The sequence below is a fragment of the Ruegeria sp. R8_1 genome (assembly GCF_017743815.1).
GTDB classification, from domain to species: Bacteria; Pseudomonadota; Alphaproteobacteria; order Rhodobacterales; family Rhodobacteraceae; genus Ruegeria; species Ruegeria lacuscaerulensis_A.
On the sequence record NZ_JAGHRL010000001.1, the window covers coordinates 773,172 to 795,495 of the forward strand.

The window sequence follows — 22,324 nt, forward strand, 5'->3', positions numbered from 1 at the left end:
CAAAAATGAAAAACAGCAGCAAGCTAAGCCTTGGCGCGTTTGTCACGGCAGCCATGATGGCTCCGGCAGCTTATGCGGAAGAATTCATCACCATCGGTACCGGCGGTGTGACTGGCGTGTACTACCCGACCGGTGGCGCGATCTGCCGGCTGGTGAACAAGGGCCGCAAAGAGCACGGCGTTCGGTGCTCGGTCGAGTCGACCGGCGGATCGGTTTACAACATCAACACCATCCGCGAAGGCGAGCTGGAGTTCGGTGTGGCCCAGTCCGACTGGCAGTACCATGCCTATAACGGCACCTCGAAATTCGAAGACGCTGGTGCGTTTGAAAACCTGCGCGCTGTGTTCTCGGTTCACCCCGAGCCTTTCACCGTTGTGGCGCGGGCCGACTCTGGCATCAGCAGCTTTGAAGATCTTAAGGGCAAGCGCGTGAACATCGGTAACCCCGGTTCCGGTCAGCGTGGCACCATGGATGTGGTTCTGGACGCGATCGGCTGGACGATCGATGATTTCGCCCTGGCATCCGAGCTGAAAGCAGCCGAACAGTCGGCAGCCCTGTGCGACAACCAGATCGACGCGATGATCTACACCGTGGGTCACCCGTCAGGCTCGATCCAGGAAGCCACCACCGCCTGCGATTCCGTTCTGGTGAACGTGACCGGCGACGCGATTGACGGCCTGATCGACGGCAACTCGTATTACCGCACCGCGACCATTCCGGGTGGCATGTATCGCGGGTCGGACGGTGACACTACGACTTTTGGTGTTGGCGCGACTTTCGTGACCTCGGCTGACGTTTCGGACGACGCGGTCTATGCAGTTGTCAGCTCGGTCTTCGAAAACTTCGACGATTTTAAAAAGCTGCACCCGGCTTTCGCCAACCTCAAGCCCGAAGAAATGATTTCCGACGGTCTGTCGGCTCCGCTGCATCCGGGCGCCGAGAAGTACTACAAAGAAAAAGGCTGGATTCAATAATCCAGACCTGATGCGGAGTGCCTTCGGGCGCTCCGCCACCCAAGCCCGGCGTAACCGGGTAGCGAATAAGGCCAAAAAGGTCGCATGACGGGGAGACATCCTGATGAGTTCCGACACCCAATCCAATCGCCCTCTATCCGAAGAAGAACTGCAGGATCTTGTAGCTTCGTCCGATGCAGGGGGGCGTAATCCGGTTGGCAGTGTCGGGATTTTTCTGGCTGTCGTCGCAGCGCTTTGGTCGGTGTTTCAGGTCGTTCTGGCCTCACCGATTTCCAACGTGGTTCTGCCGGGCAGCGTGGTGAACAACTCGCGCCAGATCCATCTGGCTTTTGCGATGTTCCTGGCCTTTGCGGCCTATCCGGCGCTGAAATCCAGTCCGCGCAATTACATTCCCATTCAAGACTGGATCATGGGCGCGCTTGGCGCGTTTGTGGCGCTGTACGGGTACTTTTTCTACGACAAGATCGTAAACGCCGGTGGTCTGGCGGATGATACCGACAAATGGATCGCGTTGGGTGGTCTTTTGCTTCTGTTCGAGGCCGCACGCCGCGCGCTTGGCCCGGCTATGGCAATCATCGCGACGATCTTCCTGCTCTATGTGTTTTTCGGTTCCTCGGAATGGGTGCCCGAGGTGATCCGCTGGAAGGGCGCAAGCCTGAAAAAAGCCATGAGCCACATGTGGATCACGTCCGAGGGTGTGTTTGGCATCGCGCTTGGTGTGTCTACGAAATTCGTTTTCCTCTTCGTGCTGTTCGGCGCATTGCTGGATAAGGCCGGGGCAGGGAATTACTTTATCAAGATGGCCTTTGGCGCACTTGGCCACCTGCGGGGTGGTCCGGCAAAAGCGGCCGTTGTTGGGTCGGCCGCAACCGGCCTGATCTCGGGCTCGTCGATTGCCAATGTGGTGACCACCGGCACCTTCACCATACCGCTGATGAAGCGGGTGGGCTTTTCCAGTGAACAGGCGGGTTCGGTCGAGGTAGCGAGTTCGGTGAACGGACAGATCATGCCGCCGGTGATGGGGGCTGCGGCCTTCCTGATGGTGGAATATGTGGGCATCTCCTATGTCGAGGTGATCACCCATGCCTTCCTGCCCGCCGCGATCTCCTACATCGCGCTGGTCTATATCGTTCACCTCGAAGCCGTGAAGCGCAACATGCCCACGCTGGGCAATCGCGAGGTGCATCTTGCACGGACCGTTGTCGGGATGCTGTCCTTTTTCCTAGTGTTTGCAGGGCTGTGCTATAGCTCGCAATTCCCGGTCGAGGCGGTCACGGCGTGGGCTCCGTCTGCGGCGGGTCTGATCCTTAGCCTGATTGTGTGTGCGGTCTATGTGGTCCTTCTTTATCTTGCTTCTCAGGTCCCGGATCTTGAGCCGGATGATCCCAACGCCAAAGAGGTGGAACTGCCGGTCATCGCCGAAATTTACAAAGCGGGTCTGCACTATCTGCTGCCGATCATCGTGTTGGTCTATTTCCTGATGATCGAACAGAAATCGCCCGGGTTGTCGGCGTTCTGGGCCACCGCGCTGCTGTTTGTAATTTTGGTGACGCAAAAGCCGCTCAAGGCAATCTTTCGGGGTCAGAGCAACCTGTACGACACGTTCATCGACGGCGTGGCCGATCTGTGGCAGGGCTTGATCGACGGCGCGCGGAACATGATCGGTATCGCGCTGGCCACCGCCACGGCGGGCGTGATCGTGGGCACCGTGACGCTGACGGGCGTGGGACAGGTGATGGCCGATCTGGTCGAGTTCCTGTCAGGCGGCAATCTGATCCTGATGCTGGTGATGGTTGGCCTGCTCAGCCTGATCCTGGGCATGGGCCTGCCGACAACCGCGAACTACATCGTCGTCAGCTCTCTGATGGCCGGAGTGGTGGTTGAGCTGGGCGCGCAAAGCGGGCTGATCGTGCCGCTGATCGCCGTGCATCTGTTCGTGTTCTATTTCGGTATCATGGCTGATGTGACACCGCCTGTGGGTCTGGCCAGCTTCGCGGCTGCTGCCGTTTCGGGCGGGGATGCGATCAAGACAGGCTTCACCGCTTTTTTCTACAGCCTACGCACCGTAGCGTTGCCATTTGTGTTCATCTTCAACACGGATTTGCTGTTGATCGACGTTACTTGGGTCGAAGGCATAATCGTCGCTATATTCGCGACCATTGCCATCCTTGTCTTTACGGCGGGGACAATGGGCTATTTCCTGACCCACAGCCGTTTCTATGAAAGCATCGCGCTGATCGCCGTGGCCTTTGCACTGTTCCGACCGGACTACTTCATGGACCGGATCGCGCCTCCGTACACATCTGTCGAACCGGCTGCTTTGGTCGAAACGATCGGCCAAACCCCACCGGGAACCGAGATGCGACTGGTCGTTGCCGGCCCCGATTTTGACACGCTTGAGATGACTGATACCACGGTCGTCGTGACCGTCGGCGACGAAGAGGGCGGCGAAGCGCGGGTTGAAGCTCTGGGTCTGTTGCTGATCCCAGAGGATGGGTTGGTCAAATTGGAAGAACCCTTGTTCGGTGCGCCGGTTGCCGATGATCTGGATATCTTTGACTATTACGGGGATGAGGCGGTCCGTCTGACCTCGGTCAGTGTGCCGTCCAGCCAGCCCCCGAAACAACTGATCTATATCCCGGCGATGATATTCCTGGGTCTGATCGCCTTCCTGCAACGTGGCCGTGCCACCAGACAAGAGGTGCCCGCATGACAAACTCTGTCCTATGTGCCGTCGACATCAGCAATGGTGATCTGGATGTCCATGTCCTCAAAAAAGCGGCTGCCTTGGCCCAGATGGAAGACGCGCAGCTTGATGTTGTAACGGTTCTGCCGGATTTCGGCGAAAGCTGGGTGTCCGGTTTCTTTCAAGCCGATTTCCACGAAAAAGCGTTGGAAGAAGCGCAGACGAAACTGACCGATATGTGTGTCGCGGCGCTGGGTGCGGAACGGAACGAGACTGTCCGCCATGTGGTTGCAACCGGTACAGCCTATCAGGAAATCCTGAAAACGGCCGATAGTGCCGGGTCAGATCTGATCGTGATCGGAGCGCACAAACCGGATTTCAAGGACTACCTTCTGGGTCCGAATGCGGCACGGGTCGTGCGACACTCTAATGTCTCGGTTTTTGTCGTTCGCTAGTCAGTATCCGGTCATTTCAAGGTAGCCACGACCGCTGTGGCTGCCGGTGACGGTAACCGGACCCTCCCAATATTCAAACATCGTCGCCATCCAGGAATCCGGTGTCATAGCCGATACCTCGACATCAAAATCGCGATCCGGCAGCGTGACCTGCCACCGAATGGGCACATCACGATCAGCCACCTGTGCCGTGTCCAACGGACGGACCCGTACAGCACCATCGGGCAAAGAGGTGGTTGTACCGTCGGGGGCAATCCACGTGGCGGCGGTAAAGTCCCCACGGCCCCCCCTTAGGCGGAAGGCCATCAGCTTGTCACCGTCATCGAAGCTGAGAGAAAACCAATCCCACCCGGTCTGGTCGGCGGCCAGCGGCTGCGATGACCACTCGCGGTCCAGCCAGGCTTGCCCTGTGACAGCGATATCACCGCCAGGCAGCCGCAGCGTCCCTTCAACGGTGTAGAAAGGTTGCGAGTAGTAGTAACTGGCTTGCCCGTCTGCGGATTTGACGGAATATCCGCCGTTTCCATGGAAAACCAACGGACCCTGCGCGTCGAGGGACACGTCATACCCAAAGTCAGCCCCCTGAGCGCGAAGGTTCAGGCGATCCAGATCGTTCCCTTGCATGTACCATTCATCGATCCACGCCACGAACGGGTCGGCTGTGACGCCAGCCTGACCGATACCGCCACGCGACAGGCGCTCTGCAAAGTAATGCGCTTCGGGTGTGGTGACAGCTGCGTGGCCCATCCAGATTTGAGGGCTTTGCCACCCTTCGACTTCGTTTGGTCTGAGGGCCGATCTGAACAGGGTCCATTGCAAACCATAGCTACGCCCATCCTCTCCGGTCAGGTTTGCCGTTAAATACCACCATTCGATCCGGTACGACGGGTGCGGACCGTGATCTTGCGGAAAGCTGAAATCATAACCTGCTTGAGGTACGTCGAACCCTTCGGCCGAGCCGCCCAAACCGGCATAGCCTTGGCTCTGTGCCATGCTTGGCAACAGCAAAGTCAGTATCAAGAGGACATATTTAACGCTCATTGGCAAACACCCTTAAAAGGTCGGCGGGCGGCAGGCGTAACAGGCGAAGCGCAGGCAGGGCAGCCGCGATGAGAGCGGCCACAAGGGTGAGCACCAGAAGATAGACCCAATCCGATGGAAACAGATACATCGGCAATCGCCAGCCGAAGGCCTCGACATTTATGACCGCCAGTAGGGTCCATGCCAACACCAACCCAAGCGGCAGCGCGAAAACCGCCGTCAGCGCCGCCAACAACAGGCTGCGCAATAGCTCTAATCGGGCCAGACGCTCTCGTGTTAACCCCAGCGCCCAGATCGGCGCAATTTGCGGCAAGCGCTGCGTCCACAGTGTCAGCAGGCTTGTCAAAATCGCAAATCCTGCGACACCAAGTGTCAGGATGTTCAGCGCCGAAGTGACAACGAATGTCTTTTCAAAGACCGCCACGGATTGCGCCTTCATCGCCGCCTGTTGAACGACCGACCGCGATGGCAGATCAAAGCGGTCACGCAAGGTCTGGGCCAGTTCCGTTGCCCTATCTTCGGGGACTCGGATGCCAAAGCCGCGGATTTTCGCGCCGGGGGCGATTTTATCAAGGCGATCCATCGAAACGATGGCTTGTCCGGTGGGGTTGCCATAATCAGAATACACCCCGGCTATGGGCAAACTGAGGTTCGCGCCAAGGCTTAGAACGTCACCCGGCCAAAGGTCTTCGCGTCGGGCCAATTGTTCGTTGATCAAGATTGCAGTTCCGTCCATCACACGGTCCCACGTTTCTGATGAAGATGCGATCAGAGGCCATTTTTCGCGATAGGTCTGATCGTCGACAACGCCGTACAAAAACAAAGGTCCTGAACTATGAGACAGCTCCACGTTGCGAATAGGTAGCAACGCGTCAACTTGTGGAGCAAGCCACTCGGCAATCTCTTGCGCCTGTTGTTGATCGGAAGGTGTCAGGTACAGTTCGGATGTCAGGCGTTGATCCAGCCATCCGGTAAAGGTCAGTCGAAAGCTGGACACCATCGTGCCCACACCGACATTGGCAGCCAGGGCCAGCAACAGGGCCATCAAGGCCAAGGACAGACCGGGAAGCTGAGCGCGCATGTCGGACCATACCCATTGGGCGATCGGGCCTGTTGCACGGCGTTGCAGCACTTGCAGCGCAAGGGATAACAACGTTGGCAAAATGAGCGCGGCGCCGACCAGAAAGCCGGCGACCATGGCAAAACCGCTTACCAGACCTCCGACCAATAGGTGCGCTGCGACACCGCCGAGGATCGCCACAGCGCCCGCAATTGGGGAAAGCCACCTGTCTGACGACGCTACACGCCACGTCTGAAGCCCAGCGCCCGACAGCAATGGCATTCGGGACAAGCGGAACAGGGCTTGCCCGCTGGCAAGCAAGGTGCCACCGACGGCCATCGCAAGGCCCGCCAGAACCCATTCAGGTTGCAAGGCGATCTGGCCACTCACAGGTGCCCCGTACAAACCGCGCAAAGTGGCTGCAACATCGGGCAATAAAGCGCCCGCAATGAAGAACCCAAGCATCAGGCCAAGGATGCCTCCGACGATGGCAAAAAGGGTCAGTTCCGCCATAATCATCCACACCAGTCGCCGCATCGAGACCCCAAGTGACCGTAAGGTGCGGATCATTGCGCGCCGCTGAGCAAAGGCAAGTCCGACCGTACCGTGGACGATGAACAGCCCAACTGCAAAGGACAGCAATCCAAAAGCTGTCAGGTTCAGATGGAAACTGTCGGTCAGTTGGGCCGTATCCAGTTGCGAGGCTGCGTCTATCCGTTCCAGAGACGGAGCGACGACGGCAAGCTCTGGCAGGTTGCGCGGTTGGTTCGGTAGGATGATGAGCCGGGACAAAAGACCGGGGCGGTTCAGCAAAACCTCGGCCACACCAATATCTGTCAGGATCAGGTCTGATGGAAGGTTATCGGTCACCACCATTGGTGGCAGGTCCTGGGTTCCAGTTGGCAACGTCGCCAGCTCAGGGTGTACCAGTAATCGGCCCGGAGCGGTCAGTATCTGGGCCGGATCAGGAGGAGTTTCGCCTTCCTCCATCTGGGTGACTGCGGGCAGGGCAGGGTAGCTAAGCATATCGACACCCAGCACCCGAACCGTGCGGCCGTTTATGCGCATCGAGCCCTCCAGCGCGGCGGCCACTTGCCATCCTGCACGCCTCAGCTCGGTGTAGCGCGCTAAGGGAAACAGGCCCGCGGGGTCTTGAAGGGTATCGAATTGCCCCAGAGCCAACTGGTTGTTCGCCCTTTGATAACTGGCCCTGGCTTCGGCATTGATGGCTTGTACAGCCGACCACAGCGCTGTCGCCAGCGCGATCCCGATCAGAAGGGTGGCGAGTTGTATTCGATGTGCGCGCCAATGAGACAACAGGGCCTGAACAACGGCTTGCGTCATGCTATGCGACCACCGCTGAGATGCGCGCGCTTGTCCAGCCGGTCTGCAATCTCGCTTGAATGTGTCACCAAAAGCAGAGCGGTCCCTGTCTCGGAGACCAGCGACAACATCAGGTCCAGAACATTCGCGCTGGCGGTTTCGTCAAGATTGCCCGTCGGTTCGTCGGCAAGCAGCAGCTTGGGTCGAGACGCCAGCGCGCGCCCGATAGCGACGCGTTGTTGTTGGCCGCCCGACAGGGTCTCGGGGTAGCGATCCAGAAGATCAGACAGGCCCAACCGATCGGCCAGATGGGCGTTCCAGTCTTTATCCTCTTGCCCCGCAAGCCGGGCGTGGAAGGATAGGTTTTGCCTGACCGTCAAAGATGGGATCAGATTGAACTGCTGGAAAACAATCGACAGGCTATGCCGGCGTAGATCGGCCCGGCCGGGGTCGTCGAGCGACGACAAACCTGTGCCATCCAACGTGATCTCTCCGTCTTCGAAACTGTCCATCGCCGCTGCGAGGTTCAGAAGGGTGCTTTTGCCGCTGCCGCTTTCACCGGTCAGTGCCAACGTCTGGGCCGTGTCCAAGTCAAGCGAAACACCCTGAAGAACCGGACGTCCTCCGGGATAGGATTTTCGAACATTCTCGATTTTCAGCAGCATTCTGATTGCTCTCTTACTGTGCGCCTCAATGTGGACCTAACGCAGCCGGAGTCCAGCGCTGACACGGATTCGTTTCCATTCGTCGCAGCGGATCACGCAGGGTTGTCCCGATGGGCCTAACCAGTCATTGTTGCAGAGCTTTTTCAGAAGGCAAAACGAGATACGGACACATGACCTTACTTGAACAGATCGTATGGGGCAGCATCTATCTTGGGATTTGCTTCGTTTTGGAAATCATTCTGCTGACGTGGTGCACGCAGGTAATCCGCATCTTTGCGTTGCGTCTGGAGAACAGCAAAAGGTTTTTCACCATTGCAGCTCCGTTATGTGTGGCATTGGTGTTTATCGTCGCGATCCATACGTTTCAGGTCTGGCTATGGGCGGTGGTCTGGATTCTGGGGGATATTCTGCCCGACTGGAACACAGCTCTGTATTTCTCGTTGGTGACGTTCACGACGCTTGGCTATGGTGACATCGTCTTGGGCGAACCCCTGCGTATCTTCGGCGCTTTTGCGTCGGTGACGGGTCTGTTGGCCTTTGGTCTGTCCACAGCTTTCATGGTGGCCGTGATGACGCAGGTCTTCAAAGAAGAGCTTATGGGTTAAAGGATCGGCGCAAACAGGCGCGCCAGGGGCGATCCGAACCGGATATAAGCGCGCTGGTCGGGCAGGTTCCGTTCAAGCTCATAACTGTTGTCAAAATCGTTCTTAAGCATTTCGGCGACGGCCTCGGCGGCCCGGCTGTCAAAAAACAGGGCCATCGCTTCGAAATTCAGCCGGAATGAACGGTTGTCCAGATTTGTCGTACCCACGGCAGCAAGAGTGTCGTCCACCACGAACACCTTTTGATGCATAAACCCATCCGTGTAGCGAAAAACACGAGCGCCGCAGTCCCGGATTTCGTCGAAATAAGCAAAGGCAGCCAGCCATGGAAGGCGGTGGTCAATGACTTCGGGGACCAGAATGCGCACATCGACGCCGCGCAGGGCAGCATGTTGAAGGGCCGTCATCACATCGATATCGGGAACGAAGTATGGCGAGGCGATCCACAGGCGTGTTTTGGCCTCGGCGATGGCGGCAAAAAACATCATGGCTCCGGTCTCGGTCTCGTCGCCTGGGCCGGTTGCCACAAGAAGGGCGTTCATGTCTTGATCGGACTCCGGCCCTGCCCAGACCAGTTCGTCAATCAAGTCTTCTTCATGCGCCCAGTGCCAATCTTCCGTGAAAATCAGTTGCAGCTGGCGGACAATGTGACCGGTCATCCGGATATGTGTGTCCCGCCAATGGCCGAAATGCTTGTCCTGGCCCAAATACTCGACACCGACATTGTGGCCGCCGATGAACCCGATCTCACCATCAATAATCACTGTCTTTCGGTGATTGCGATAGTTCAGCTGAAACCGATGCTGGGGGCCGCGGCGATCACGCGGGTTGGCGATTTCGACACCTGCATCGCGCAACTTGTCCAAATAGACTGTCGGCAAACTGTAGCTGCCAACCGAGTCCGTCATAAAACGAACACTGACGCCTCTTTCCGCCGCAGCGATCAACCTGGCTTGCAAACGCTGCCCCAAAGCGTCATCGCGAACGATATAGAACTGTATAAGAACGTAGCTGCGCGCTGCGTCAATGGCCTCGAAGATCGCATCGAATGTGGCCTGTCCGTCGACCAGCAACTGTGCACCGTTGCCGCGCGACACAGGCAGATGGGCCAAAGCCTCGAACGGCTTTGGGTTTATCTTCATCGTTTTAGGGTCGGGCTTCGAAAAATCAGCGAAGGTCTTGATCCCCTCGACCACGCTTTCGCTTTGCTTGCGCGCGATGCGGTAGCCCCGAAACCGGTGATGACCCAGAAACAAATACAGTGGGACACCAAAAACAGGGGCCGAGATCAGGAAAACCACCCAACCTACAGCACCTTGTGGCGTTCTTGCTGTTTGGGCCGCGCGTAAAGCAAAGATGGCCGCCGTCACGTAAAGGCAAAAGACGGCGAGGGAAACAAGCAGTGTCCACATCGTGTTAGCGGCCCTTCTTCAATCTAGTCAGAGCCAGTGTAGACGCGTTTCCAGTCTTCGGCCATATCAACGATAACCCATCCCATATCGGGACCAAGATCCAATCCATCCACCAGTTTTCCTATTGGGCTTTCGCGGTCATAGGCCCATTCGCGCGCCGCGTCTGTATGATGGATCAACACTCCTAGCCTTGGTCCGTCTCCGGCAGTTGTCCATTCAAGCATTGCGAAATCTCCGTCGGAGTTGCCCGCGGCAAAGATCGGCCGCCGCCCGATAGTGCGTTCGATGTTGATGGGCTTGCCTTCCTTGTCGTCGATGAAAGCGATGCCCGGCGATTTGACGATAGCCGGTTTGCCATCCAACGTTTCGTAGGTCGAAGCAGAATAGGTACCCAACACCTGTTCCGGCGGAATGCCATAAGCTTCTTCGGCGAAGACACGCATGAAATGCAACCCACCTCCGGACACGATATAAGTGCGAAATCCTTCATCTCTGAGGTAGCGAAGAAGCTCCACCATCGGTTGATACGTCATCGCATCATAGGTTAGGCCGGTTTCAGGATGTTGTGCGGTGTTTAGCCATTCCTCGACCGCCACCTGGAATGCGTCGACGCTCATACCAGAATGCGATGCGTTGATCACTTCGATCAGCGCGTCATGCCCACCTTCCGCAATGGCTTGCACATCGCGTTTGGCGGCGGCTTCCAGAACAGGGCTGCTCAGTACGGACGGATCTGCTTCAGCCATTTCTGACAGACGGTCCATTGCAAAAATGAGCTGGAAATAGACAGGCTGTTCCGCCCAAAGGGTGCCGTCATTGTCAAAAACGGCAATTCGGTCGGCTGGTGTTACATAGTCCATCCCCTGGGGGTCAGTGACAGAGCGTACAAAATCGATAATGCGGGCCTTGGAGGCGGCATCCTGCCAACTGGGCAGCGGATCAGCATAAGCAAAAACCGCTGAAACCGAGAGAAGCCCAGAGAGAAGAACGGCTTTCATGATCAATTCCTTATATCTGAAAATCGCAAGGGGCCGTTGTTTTTGAAACGGCCCCCTGAAGTCTTGCTGTCGACATTAGTTGTTTGTCGGAGTCGCCAATTTCTCCATCACCTGATCCAGATTGAAGCTGGCAGCTTTCTGGCGTGGAGGGAACTCTTGGAATGTTGCCAAGAAGTTACCGACATATTGCTGGGCAGGTACCAAGAAGTACGCTCGATCCAGCAGCCAGTCGTAATAGGTGTTGGACGTCCGATAGGCGCGTTCATATGGGTCGCGGCGCAGGTTGATGATCAGAGGGATACGAAGCTCTGTCCACGGTTCGATCCATGCGCGCAGGGTTGCCCATGCTTTCTGCTCAAGGAAGATCAGCTTCCAATCATCAAAACGCAGTGCCGTTAGGTCGCCATCATCCGAGAAATAGAAGATTTCACGACGTGGGCTTTCAGCTGCCTCACCAGTCAACAACGGTAAGATGTTGTACCCATCCAGATGCACTTTGTAGTCACGGCCCATAGCAGCCGAGCTATATCCGGCTTTCAGCTTTTCTTTGATATCCGCGTCACCGGCGACCGCCAGATAGGTTGGCAACCAATCCATATGATGCACGATCTCGTTTGTGACGGAACCGGCTTCGATTTTGCCAGGCCACCGAACCATCGACGGCACGCGCCAGCCACCTTCCCAGTTGGTGTTCTTTTCACCCCAGAATGGCGTTGCGGCCGCGTCTGGCCACGTGTTCATGTGCGGGCCGTTGTCGGTCGAGTAATGCACGATCGTGTTGTCGGCGATGCCAAGCTCATCCAGTAAATCCAGCAATTGGCCGACATGCATGTCATGCTCGATCATACCAGCAGTGTACTCGTCTGCCACACCGCCAAAGATCTCGTTCGCCTGGGCGCGCATTTCGTCTTTGACATGGGTTCGGAAGTGCATGCGAGTACCATTCCACCAAACATAGAAGGGTTGACCCTGTTCGTTCGCGCGCTTGATGAAATCAATTGCCGCAGCGACCGTTTCTTCGTCAACCGTCTCCATACGCTTTTTAGTTAGCGGGCCGGTATCTTCGATTGTTCCATCGGCTTTGGACTTAATGACGCCTCGGGGACCGTATGCTTCGCGGAACGTGCGACCGTCAGCAAGAACAGCATCACCGGGGTAGTCTTCATTTTCCGGTTCTTCTTCGGCGTTCAAATGATACAAGTTTCCGAAAAACTCATCAAAACCGTGGTTTGTGGGAAGATGTTCGTCCTTATCACCAAGGTGGTTTTTTCCGAACTGCCCGGTTACATAGCCGTGGTCTTTCAAAAGTCCGGCTATGGTGGGGTCTTCGACCTGCATACCCAGATCGGCACCCGGCAAACCAACTTTTGACAATCCAGTCCGGAATACGGACTGACCCATAATGTAGGACGAGCGGCCGGCTGTACAGGATTGTTCGCCGTAATAGTCGGTGAAGATCATGCCTTCCTTGGCCACACGGTCAATATTCGGAGTTTGATACCCCATCAGTCCCATGGTGTAGGCTGAGATGTTGGACTGGCCAATGTCATCGCCCCAGATCACCAGAATATTGGGCTTTTGGTCTTGCGCCCAAGCTGGCAGCGCCAAGGCCACGGCGAAAGTCGCCACAGCAATCCGGCGAAGCCCAATCCGCCAATTCATGGTCGTCAAACGTGGTGGTGACATGGTTTTCTCCCGATCTATATGGGTCAGAAGGACCCAAAGAGTCTTGTTGAAAAAAAAGGTTCAACATAAGGAAATTGAACCATTTTAGAAAATTTGCTCGACCTTTTGGCAGAGTAGCTCGTGAAGGAATCGAACTCTTTCACTGTATGGTAAAAGGTGGACTTTAAATTTATCATATGATCACATTGGAAATTACTAATGTTTGATAAAGTTAATAATATGAACCTCTTGCGGGAAGCCACTTGGTTTGCCGAGCGCTCGCAATGTTTCCAGGAAGATTTATTGAACTGCGGGATGGTGCGTGCGTTTGAAACTGGTGAAACGCTTTACCATCACGGTGATCCGGTCAATGGGCTGTACACTGTGTTGGATGGTGGGGTTTCGTTGGCCGTTCCTGCAGATGATGGACAGGACTTAGTCTTTCACCGCCAAGGAGTTGGTTTCTGGTTTGGTGATCTGGCAATGTTCGCGAACTCATTCAGATTGATGAGTGTCGTGACAATTTGCGAGACTACAGTACTGTTTTTTCCAAGTGCACGGATCAATAGCCTTGTACAGAAACATCCGGACTACATCCGAGATTTCTACGCATTGACTCACGACAATATGCGGACTGCTTTGAGGGTTATTGCCAACCTTCTGGTAACCGGGGCCGAGAAAAGGGTGGCTCTTCGTTTGCTTCATCTGGACGAGGGAACGTCCAAATCCGATGGCTGGATCATAGTATCTCAGGAAGAATTGGCAGAGATGGTGGCTGTGTCCCGTCCTACGCTACACAGAAGCCTTCACCGATTAGAGGATTTGGATTTAATTGAAATCGGTTACGGCCGCATCCTGATAAAAGACAGGGCGGCCCTGTTTGCAAATTGCCAAACCTGAACTCAAGGATTTAGCGGCGGAAGTACCGTCGGTTTACGCTGTGTGCTCTTTGACAACGAGCCGATAGCCGCGACGGCACCTGACCAATCCGGCTCAGCACCCGATTTCGTTGCAGCATATCTTGTTGCGGATATCGCAGCCAATTGTCGTTCCATGACACTGGTGTCGACCGTTTCCACCGTGCGCGACTTCCATAAATCCAATGCTGAATAGGCTTTTGACAGGTCCTGTTCATTTAGCGCAGTTCTTAGTTGCGCTAACGCGAACTCCGGCGACGCATTGTAGATTTGTGCTTGCAGCTTGCGCCTGCGTCGATACCACGGAACCATCAAACGAAATACGGCAGCCAAGACTAACGTAAAAAATATAACGTAGGGAGTGACCTGCAGAAGGTTCCGTATGTCAAATTGTTGCTTGGCTGGCCCCGTCAATTGCAGGTCTATTGCTGGTACCTCGGCTGTTTCAAGGCTCTCGGATTCAAGGTTATACCAACGCAAGGTTACGGGCGGCAGCGTCGTTTTTCCTGCTGCTTGGGCAAGATAAACCACCTCGTCAACGCGCTGGCCCGAAAGGATTCCACGGTCCTCGGATTCCGAAAACCGCGGGTCTTTCGGGTAAGCCTTCAGCAGCGGATCGCCCGTATCCGTCAAAAGCGGGGGTATTAATATTGAGCTGGTTCCATAAATATTTGCCGTTAACTTGCGCGTAATGGCGTCTCCCGCATGTAGTTCGGAAGGCCCTTCAATGTCTTGATTTAGTTCAAAACCGTTGGCGATGATTAACGGGTCCAACCCTTGTGCGCCTTCAGGCACTTCGACTGACAAAGAGATTTTCGGAAGCGTTAAGGTGCTTTGCACGGGCTTATTCGTGTCAGGATCCGCAAAAGTGACTTCGACATCTTGCTCGCCAAAATCCAATTGGCCGGGTGTCAAAGGGTAAAGTCGATAACTGCGCTGGACCCCGGACCAAGTTTTACCATCAACTGTGTCACTTACTGGGCCCGAGGCGCGCTCAGGCAAACGAACCAGAAGGTTTTCTTGTTCAAGGGACGGAAACACCGGTGGGGACGGCATGAAGGTTGGAACAAGAACTTTCACACGAACCAGGGCGGGTTGGCCGACGATAACACTTTCTTCTGGAACTTCGACAGACACGCGTGGTTCACTGGAGCTTTCCGATTGTGGTAGCGCGACTGATGGAGCGACCAAACATATGAGAAGAACCAAGTATCTCATTGTTCTTGAGCCTGATTGTCCAGAAGGAAACGGTTGCGCAAGAAATCCTGCATGTCAGTGTCAATCGCACTGATCCATTGATCCGCTGGCAACGGAGCGGACCCGTCTACAGGCGCTTGGGCGGTCGTATCTTGGCCGCGTCCATCCTCATTATCGAAAACGGTGTCGTCCGCTCCGATACCTGCTTCTTCTCCGGTGTCGGACTGCTCTCTGGTGGTTTCAACATAAGCAAGAATAGCCTTTGAAACTTCAAGATTGTGTTGTGCCTCAGGCCAGCCTGGTCGCCTCTCAAGAGCAGTTTCGAACGCGGAAATTGCAGGCCGGTATTCTCGGTTTCGAATTCTTGCCAAGCCTTCCGCAAATGCGGCCTCTGGGGTGTATAACTGGGTCAAAACGGTGATCGCCTCGGGGTATTTTCCCGCTTTCAACAGTGCATAACCTTGGTGGTACGGGTCTTCGAATAGGTCAGCAGCCTTTGCAAACTCCTTATTATTCAGCGCGATTTGCCCCTGTTGATCCGGTGTCAGGAACCAATCTCGCCAACCTTCGGCCTGGGCTGGACCTGACGGAGAAGCTAAGAAGCATGCCAGCAATACCCACTGTATTACCCAACCGCGCCTGAACCACAGCAAACACATCAAGGCCGCGGGCCAAGCAAAAATCCACCCCTGATCGCGCCATTTCACAAGGTCGTTGTCGTCCAGCGCGCTGGTATAGGCAGATTTGATAAGCCTTTGTAATTGCCTGATGTCTTGATCATCGTTTGAGAAATGAACCACTTGCGCACGTTCAAGATTGTCCAATTGCACAATTGTATCACCCTCGGGAAGCATAGTCAGAAACAAAAGCTGAGTTTCGGTCGGTTTCATATTTTGCAGCTGCGATGGTTCGATGTCATCCAAGACAAAAAGGATGGCTCCTGGCGTTGTGTTGCCTTGCAGTATGTCTTCGCCCATTGCTAAAGCTTCAGCGGCTGAATCCCCGTCTTTGGGCATGACTGCCGGTTCCAAACCTTCAAGCAAGGGGCGTAGGATATTGGCGTCCTCAGTCAAAGGGGCTACGCGGTGCGGTGACCCGGCATAAGCCACGAGCGCGGTCTGAGCACCGGCGCGAGCGTTGATGAGATCGGTGATTTTGAACTTTGCGCGCTCTAACCTGGAGGGCGATAAGTCAGAATTCTCCATACTTTCCGTTACCTTCAGTGCAATAACTAAAGGTGCGGTGTCAGCAACCAATGGGTTTTCCATTCGAGACCAGGTCGGGCCTGCCGCAGCAACTACTATAAACGCGCTCGCTATCATCGCGATGTCCGCTGGGTAAACTCGGCGGGTTTCTGCAGCGCCGACCCGTAATGCTTCTGCAAGGTGCGGGGCGATACTTTCCGAGAATTCCTGTTTCTGTGATTTCTTGGGGCGGGTTTTCCACCAAAGAAAGAGGACTGGGATAAGAAAAAGCAGCCAATACGCTCGAATAAAATGAAATTCCGCCAGTGCCTCAATCATTGGGGCCACCTGCGGTGCTGAAAAACGCTGAGATAGGTTGAGATCGCAAGTATCACAATCACCGCCGCCAACAGCGGGTATTGACCGAGGTTTTCCCTGGGGCGGAAACTCTCTGTTTCTACGATCCTTGGGTTTTGCGCATCGATCTGCTGGTAGACGTCGGTTAGGGCGTCTTCATCGTCTGCAAAAAAGTACTGGCCGCCCGTACGTTCCGCGATATCCTGCAACGCCTGAAGATCTACACGGTCTTCTCCGGTCGCGCTCGGATCGCCGACGCCAATCGTGTACACGAGAACACCTTTTTCGGCCGCGACGGCGGCTGCATTGATCGGGGTCATCCTGCTGGATGTGTCGGCTCCGTCGCTTAGGACGATCATCAAACGCTGATCAACGTCGCTGGATTCGAACGTACGAATGCCCAATCCAATAGCGTCACCAAGTGCGGTGTTGGGGCCTGCCATTCCAACCGCGGTCTGATCAAGAAAGCCGCTTAAGCTTTTGGTATCCTGCGTAAATGGAGCTTGTATGAAGGCTCTGGTACCGAAGACTATCAAAGCCATTCGATCACTTTCACGCTTGGAAATGAAAGTGCGCATAACATCTTTCACAGCCTCCAACCGTTGTTGCGGCGTGCCGTCGGTTGACGAGAAGTCTCGCTGATCCATTGATCCTGAAATATCGAGCGCCAGAACAACGTCGCGCGCGGATTTTTCAAGTGTTATCGGGTCAGCCAGTCTTTCAGGTCGCGCAAGTGCCAGTACCAGAAGAAACCAGATTAGTATGACGGTAAGCTTGGGTAGTTTGGCGCGATTGCGTATCGACGAACCGGACCGCGGCTCTATGCCACTCGCTTTAGCCACGCGGCGGAAAAAGGGTATTCGGATCGAAGCCGCTTTTTCGCGATATGGCGGAGCGAACCAATAAACGACCGCAGGTACCGGTAAAAGAAGGAAGGCCCACGGCGCAGCGAAGGAGATCACCAGGACACTCCTTCAACACGATGTGTTTTCATCCATTTTTTCGCAATTTCAGCGAGTTCTGGGTCATTCCTCGTCGCTTTGTAGGGCGCTTCGGTAAGAACATGTCCTAGGGCATCTGGAAAGACCGCAGCCGAAGATCGGTTCAGGAAATCAATCCACTCTCGACCATAAAGACCTGCAACCAACGAGCGCGGATATACCGCCAGTGCCGTTCGGCGCAAAACGTCGGCAATTTTGGCTACATCGCCTTGAGCGTCGTCAATATTTGCTAGAGCCAATCGGCGGTATGCATTCAACTTGCGGCGCCGACGTATTAGCAGCGCCGCGCAAAGAACTGCAAAAATTAGTAAAACCGCCAAAATTAACCACCCCACGGTTTGCGGTGTCATCGCGATCACCTGTGGCTCTGGCACGGGTTTCAGCATGTCCAGCAGTTCGACAAGGGACTTGCCTTCGACGTCGGCACTCATCTCGGACCTCCGCCATGACCGAACAGGTTCAGAAGTTGTCCGAGCGCTGGTTCAGCAGTTGTCAACGGAACGATGGGGAACCCATATGTTAGGGACCATTTGGACAACTGGGCCAGCCGATCTTCCATAGCCTCTCGGATTCGCTGTGCCAGATCGGGGGTTGAGCCATCGATTTCGATCTGCTGTTCTCCGTCCGAGACGGTCAGCCTTGCCTCGATCGGAACTGTATGAGCGCTGGGATCGGAAATGTTAAACAGGATCAGGTCGTTGGCGTGCGACAGTCTGCGAAACAAGCTCTCTGAGTTCTGGTCTACACCGTCGAAGTCAGAAAATACACAAACAAGTGCATTGGTATGAGCGATACGCGCTGCCTGTTTCAAAACTTCGTTCAACGTAACGGACGTTTCGAACCGCAAATCTGCATTCAGATTGCAGTTCATGGCTCCGACAGAAGTTAGAAATCGCATAAGCGCCGCCGCGCGTCTTTGTGGGCGGTGTTCTGCAAGACCAGTGTCACCGAAAACAATACCTCCTACGCGGTCGCCCTGCGCCAAAACACGATGCGCTGCGATTGCTGCTGCCTCTGCGGCCACAACAGATTTCATGAATTCCTTGGTTCCGAAGAACATCGAAACCCTTTGATCAACCAACAACAGGACAGGGCGGTCACGCTCTTCGGTGTAAACGCGGACGTGGGGGGCACCTGTTCTGGCGGTGACTTTCCAATCAATGGTTCGAATATCGTCGCCGGGCAGGTAGTTGCGCAGTTCTTCGAAATTAAGACCACGTCCGCGCAATCGCGAGGAATGCCGCCCGTTCAGGATCGAACGGGCTGGTTGTTTTGGCAGCAAGCTAAGCCCGGCAGACCTGCCACCAAGTTGCAGCAAGTGCTGCGCAGTCACATGGATGCGGGGATCAGAGGGATATGTGGCATTTCGGGCCACGGCGCCAGCTTAGGGCAGGGCCACAAGGCGAAGAATTTCTGCGACAACATCGTCAGCCGTTTTCGCCTCGCCTTCGGCTTCGAAACTAAGTGTAATGCGGTGTCTGAAAACGTCATGCGCGATGGCCCGGATGTCAGCAGGGTCCACATAGTCGCGCCCGTTCATCCAGGCGTGCGCACGCCCGCATTTGTCAAGTGCAAGCGAAGCGCGCGGGCTTGCACCTATCTCAATCCAGTTGGCCAAGTCCTCGCTGAACTTGTCGGGTGTTCGTGTCGCTTGCACCAGATCGGCCATATACCTGTCCATTGCGTCTGACACATGTATTTGTCCAATTTCCGCCCTTGCGGTGAACACAGTGTCTTGAGGGATCGTCGCAGGAGCTTCGGTTCGGGATGAAGAAACGGTGGCGTTGTCTTCACCGCGCACAAGCCGAATGACCTCGACTTCGTCTTCGACGGGTGGATAAGTGATCTGTACGTGCATCAGGAAGCGGTCCATCTGCGCTTCGGGCAGCGGGTAGGTCCCTTCCTGCTCGATGGGGTTCTGGGTTGCCATCACTATGAATAACGGGTCCATCGTATGGGTCGTACCCGATACCGTGACCTGACGCTCTTCCATGGCTTCAAGCAACGCGGCCTGAACCTTTGCCGGCGCTCGGTTGATTTCGTCCGCCAGAACAATATTGGCAAAGATGGGGCCCGGCTCGAAGCGGAATGTTCCGCCGTCCGGCGTTTGTTGAAACACTTCAGTTCCGGTGACGTCAGACGGCAAAAGGTCTGGAGTAAACTGAATTCGGCTGAACTGGGCATCCAAGTTACGGGCCATTGCCTTGACGGCCCGGGTTTTCGCCAGGCCCGGCAAACCCTCGATTAGCAAGTTTCCGTTCGCCAAAAGTCCGATCAACAGGCGGTCGATCACGTCGGACTGGCCGATAATCGACTGCCCCATCCGAGATTTCAGATCATTTATTTGATTGTGTGCATTCATTGCTTATTCCAGTTGAAGCTTCATACTGTAGGTATGCAATTGGGATAGTAACGGTTGCTCGGAAATGCGCTGTGCTAGCATCAGGTTAGCAGCCCGCTGCGTTTCGTTCCACTATGGAATTCTTGCCCTGAGGCGGGCCAGATTAGCGGACAATTCAGAACGAACTGGTCCAAGGTGTGGCTCGTCCCGAAGCGTTTTTACCCAGTGTTCGGGCGGCTGCTTTCCCCCTCCGCGGCCCCATGTCAGGGATTTGAGGATGATCTGCGCATTTGCATCCAGAGCGTCCGGTATTTCATACCCATTTAGCGTTGCCCAAACGCCGCTCCATAGGCGGGCAACTGACCACGGGTTGTAGCCGCCGCCGCCTAAAACAAGGAACCGCGGCGCCAATTTCTGCAAACTCGACACTGCCCTCCAATGCGCATTATTGGACAAGGTCAAGCGCGAGAGGGGATCTTCGGCCACAGCATCGGCACCGCATTGAAGAAGGATGGCTTGAGGGCGAAACGCAGCGGCGGCGGGTAGTATCAGCTCTTCCAGGATGGTAAAGAATTCGTCGTCATTAAGGCCCCGGGGGACGGGCAGGTTGAACGCCGCTCCTGCCGCAGTGTCATCCAGTGTTCCACTGAATGGCCAGCGGCGCTCTTCATGAATTGATATCATTCTGACCTTAGTAGAACCGTGGAACGCAGCCTCGACTCCGTCGCAATGATGGGCGTCGATATCGACGTAGACTATCCGGCTCAATCCGTGACGGATGAGGGACTGAATCGCCAAGACAGGATCATTGAGGTAGCAAAACCCGTTGGCTCGGTCGGATAGACCGTGATGAGTGCCGCCGGCAGGGTTAAAGACAATGCCGCCTCCGCGGATTAGTTCCGCACCCAGCATCGAACCACCGGCAGCGGTGGCTGGTCGACGATACATCTCGGGGAAAACCGGGTTGGACAGGGTGCCCAGCCCGTGTTTTTGTCGGGTTTCGTCTGATACGAATTGCGACGCCTCTGCCTTTTGCAGCGCATCGATGTATTCAGGCGTATGAAACGCGTGCAGCGCTTTTGGTTTGGCGCAGGGGCTTACGCGATAATTTTCAGCCTTTAGCCAGCCCAGCGCGCGACACAGATCAATGACTGTTGAAACGCGGGGAATCGCTAGCGGATGTTTCGCACCGTAGGTGGACTTCCGAAAGATTTCGGCACCAATGAACAGAGGGTGCTGCATCGCTTCAGGTTTCTGTGTTGCCCTGATCATCCCAAATCCGACCGTCCAGCGACATCAACACCGCAATTGGGCGCAAAGCGGGGATATGGCTGAATACGATCAGGATGCAGACCGTTAAAGGCACACTCAGGAATGCTCCTATCATGCCCCAAACTGTTGTCCAGAAAGTCAGAGCCAGGATCACGAGGAAGGTCGACATATTAAGTGACCGGCCCAGCATCGCAGGGTCAAGGAAGTTGCCGATAGCGAACTGAATCGTTCCGCAACCCAATACGATGATCAGGAAAGGACCGACCGAGTCGAACTGGACCAGCGCAATCATAGCCGGAAATACCACCGCAATAATCGACCCGATTGAAGGGATGAAGTTCAGTGCAAATGTCAACACTGCCCATGTTTCGGAATATTCTAGGCCAAGAACTCGGAACACCGAGTAACTGATCCCCGCCGTAATTAGACTGATGAAGGTTTTCACGCCCACATAGCGTTGAAGGCTGAACGAGATCGCATCCAGCACCGCAGCGAACTCGGCACCGGTTTTTGGGTTCCCGGCGGCTAGCCGGATTTTCTTGCGAAAGGCCAGTCTTTCGGCCATCAAAAATGCGACGTAAAGGCTGATCAGGAAGAATTGGTTCAGCAGTGATGTGGCGCTGCCCAGCAGTACGCGCGCAACATAGGTCATGTCGATATTGATCAGATTGTCGCGTATGAAGGTTGTTACATTGTTGCCCACAAGCCCAGTGATCCGATTGACGGCTCCGTCGAACTGGCTTTCGTAGTCGCTGATCGAGCGTGCGAACTGCGTCGCCTGACTGCCCAGAATATACATGATCATGAACAACCCTGCCAAAACCACGGTAACGCCTGCAATATTGGCCAACCAGACAGGCGCGCGGGTCAGGGCGATCACTCGGTCGCTAAGCGCCATGATCAGAACGTTGATCAAGAGGGCCATGGTCAACGGGATTAAAAACGCCGCCCCCGCATAAAGCGCAAGCACTGTCAGCGTCGCAACAATGGCCGCATCGCGCACGACCGCCAGTTTTATGCGCGGCGAAGACGCGGAGTTTTCTGGATCCAGGGTCATTCAGCTGCCTGTGACGTTGCAGGTTGGATTACCTTGATCCTGCACAGGCCGGAAAATTATGCAATGCATCCAGATGTTTGGGTAAGTTAATTTGCCCATTTTTGGGTTTTGACGGTT

19 protein-coding genes are annotated in these 22,324 nt (G+C 55.2%); 5 read left to right on the forward strand and 14 right to left on the reverse strand.

Features of this window, described 5'->3' with window-relative positions; translation table 11 throughout:
- Positions 1–5 precede the first annotated feature (5 nt).
- From J7380_RS03880 to J7380_RS03890, 3 genes are all read left to right on the forward strand, one after another.
- Positions 6–974 (forward strand): TAXI family TRAP transporter solute-binding subunit, encoded by a 969-nt coding sequence (locus J7380_RS03880; RefSeq protein ID WP_209194564.1) that lies wholly within the window; start codon positions 6–8, stop codon positions 972–974.
- A 103-nt stretch (positions 975–1,077) separates the two neighbouring features.
- On the forward strand, positions 1,078–3,687 hold the full coding sequence (locus J7380_RS03885; protein ID WP_209194565.1) for a TRAP transporter permease: 2,610 nt from the start codon (positions 1,078–1,080) through the stop codon (positions 3,685–3,687).
- On the forward strand, positions 3,684–4,115 hold the full coding sequence (locus tag J7380_RS03890; protein WP_170354260.1) for a universal stress protein: 432 nt from the start codon (positions 3,684–3,686) through the stop codon (positions 4,113–4,115). Before J7380_RS03885 ends, J7380_RS03890 begins: the two co-directional genes overlap by 4 nt.
- On the opposite strand, the gene J7380_RS03895 is transcribed toward J7380_RS03890, so the two are convergent.
- The 3 genes from J7380_RS03895 to J7380_RS03905 are packed head-to-tail and all read right to left on the reverse strand — an operon-like array spanning position 4,116 to position 8,204.
- Positions 4,116–5,156, reverse strand: coding sequence for a lipocalin-like domain-containing protein (locus J7380_RS03895; protein WP_209194566.1), 1,041 nt, complete (start codon positions 5,154–5,156; stop codon positions 4,116–4,118).
- A complete protein-coding gene (locus J7380_RS03900) occupies positions 5,146–7,560 on the reverse strand; it encodes an ABC transporter permease (protein WP_209194567.1) in 2,415 nt (804 codons plus the stop codon). Before J7380_RS03900 ends, J7380_RS03895 begins: the two co-directional genes overlap by 11 nt.
- The gene (locus J7380_RS03905) at positions 7,557–8,204 is read right to left on the reverse strand and encodes an ABC transporter ATP-binding protein (protein WP_170354257.1); all 648 of its coding nucleotides are present in this window, start codon (positions 8,202–8,204) and stop codon (positions 7,557–7,559) included. Before J7380_RS03905 ends, J7380_RS03900 begins: the two co-directional genes overlap by 4 nt.
- A gap of 170 nt (positions 8,205–8,374) precedes the next feature.
- Here J7380_RS03905 and J7380_RS03910 point away from each other — a divergent pair, with 170 nt between their 5' ends.
- Positions 8,375–8,809: an ion channel gene (locus tag J7380_RS03910; RefSeq protein WP_170354256.1), complete on the forward strand. Its 435-nt coding sequence runs from the start codon at positions 8,375–8,377 to the stop codon at positions 8,807–8,809.
- Here J7380_RS03910 and cls read toward each other — a convergent pair.
- From cls to J7380_RS03925, 3 genes are all read right to left on the reverse strand, one after another.
- Complete coding sequence (cls, locus tag J7380_RS03915) at positions 8,806–10,218, reverse strand: cardiolipin synthase (RefSeq protein WP_209194568.1); 1,413 nt, start codon at positions 10,216–10,218, stop codon at positions 8,806–8,808. The genes J7380_RS03910 and cls overlap by 4 nt on opposite strands.
- Positions 10,219–10,241: 23 nt before the next feature.
- Positions 10,242–11,216, reverse strand: coding sequence for an HAD family hydrolase (locus J7380_RS03920; RefSeq protein ID WP_209194569.1), 975 nt, complete (start codon positions 11,214–11,216; stop codon positions 10,242–10,244).
- 75 nt (positions 11,217–11,291) lie between these two features.
- Positions 11,292–12,902, reverse strand: a complete 1,611-nt coding sequence (locus J7380_RS03925) for an arylsulfatase (RefSeq protein ID WP_247742363.1) — start codon at positions 12,900–12,902, stop codon at positions 11,292–11,294.
- 198 nt (positions 12,903–13,100) lie between these two features.
- On the opposite strand from J7380_RS03925, the gene J7380_RS03930 reads away from it, so the two are divergent.
- Positions 13,101–13,781 (forward strand): Crp/Fnr family transcriptional regulator, encoded by a 681-nt coding sequence (locus tag J7380_RS03930; protein ID WP_209194570.1) that lies wholly within the window; start codon positions 13,101–13,103, stop codon positions 13,779–13,781.
- Positions 13,782–13,783: 2 nt separating this feature from the next.
- Here J7380_RS03930 and J7380_RS03935 read toward each other — a convergent pair whose 3' ends face one another.
- From J7380_RS03935 to J7380_RS03970, 8 genes are all read right to left on the reverse strand, one after another.
- Positions 13,784–14,935: a hypothetical protein gene (locus J7380_RS03935; RefSeq protein ID WP_348539067.1), complete on the reverse strand. Its 1,152-nt coding sequence runs from the start codon at positions 14,933–14,935 to the stop codon at positions 13,784–13,786.
- 77 nt (positions 14,936–15,012) lie between these two features.
- Positions 15,013–16,518 (reverse strand): VWA domain-containing protein, encoded by a 1,506-nt coding sequence (locus J7380_RS03940; protein ID WP_209194572.1) that lies wholly within the window; start codon positions 16,516–16,518, stop codon positions 15,013–15,015.
- Positions 16,515–17,498: a VWA domain-containing protein gene (locus tag J7380_RS03945; RefSeq protein ID WP_209194573.1), complete on the reverse strand. Its 984-nt coding sequence runs from the start codon at positions 17,496–17,498 to the stop codon at positions 16,515–16,517. The genes J7380_RS03940 and J7380_RS03945 overlap by 4 nt, the downstream gene beginning before the upstream one ends.
- On the reverse strand, positions 17,495–17,968 hold the full coding sequence (locus tag J7380_RS03950; RefSeq protein ID WP_209194574.1) for a DUF4381 domain-containing protein: 474 nt from the start codon (positions 17,966–17,968) through the stop codon (positions 17,495–17,497). Before J7380_RS03950 ends, J7380_RS03945 begins: the two co-directional genes overlap by 4 nt.
- The gene (locus tag J7380_RS03955; RefSeq protein WP_209194575.1) at positions 17,965–18,912 is read right to left on the reverse strand and encodes a DUF58 domain-containing protein; all 948 of its coding nucleotides are present in this window, start codon (positions 18,910–18,912) and stop codon (positions 17,965–17,967) included. The genes J7380_RS03950 and J7380_RS03955 overlap by 4 nt, the downstream gene beginning before the upstream one ends.
- Positions 18,913–18,921: 9 nt before the next feature.
- On the reverse strand, positions 18,922–19,899 hold the full coding sequence (locus J7380_RS03960; RefSeq protein ID WP_209194576.1) for a MoxR family ATPase: 978 nt from the start codon (positions 19,897–19,899) through the stop codon (positions 18,922–18,924).
- A gap of 111 nt (positions 19,900–20,010) precedes the next feature.
- A complete protein-coding gene (locus tag J7380_RS03965; RefSeq protein ID WP_247742364.1) occupies positions 20,011–21,150 on the reverse strand; it encodes an acetoin utilization protein AcuC in 1,140 nt (379 codons plus the stop codon).
- A complete protein-coding gene (locus J7380_RS03970) occupies positions 21,125–22,207 on the reverse strand; it encodes an AI-2E family transporter (protein WP_209194577.1) in 1,083 nt (360 codons plus the stop codon). Before J7380_RS03970 ends, J7380_RS03965 begins: the two co-directional genes overlap by 26 nt.
- Positions 22,208–22,324 lie beyond the last annotated feature (117 nt).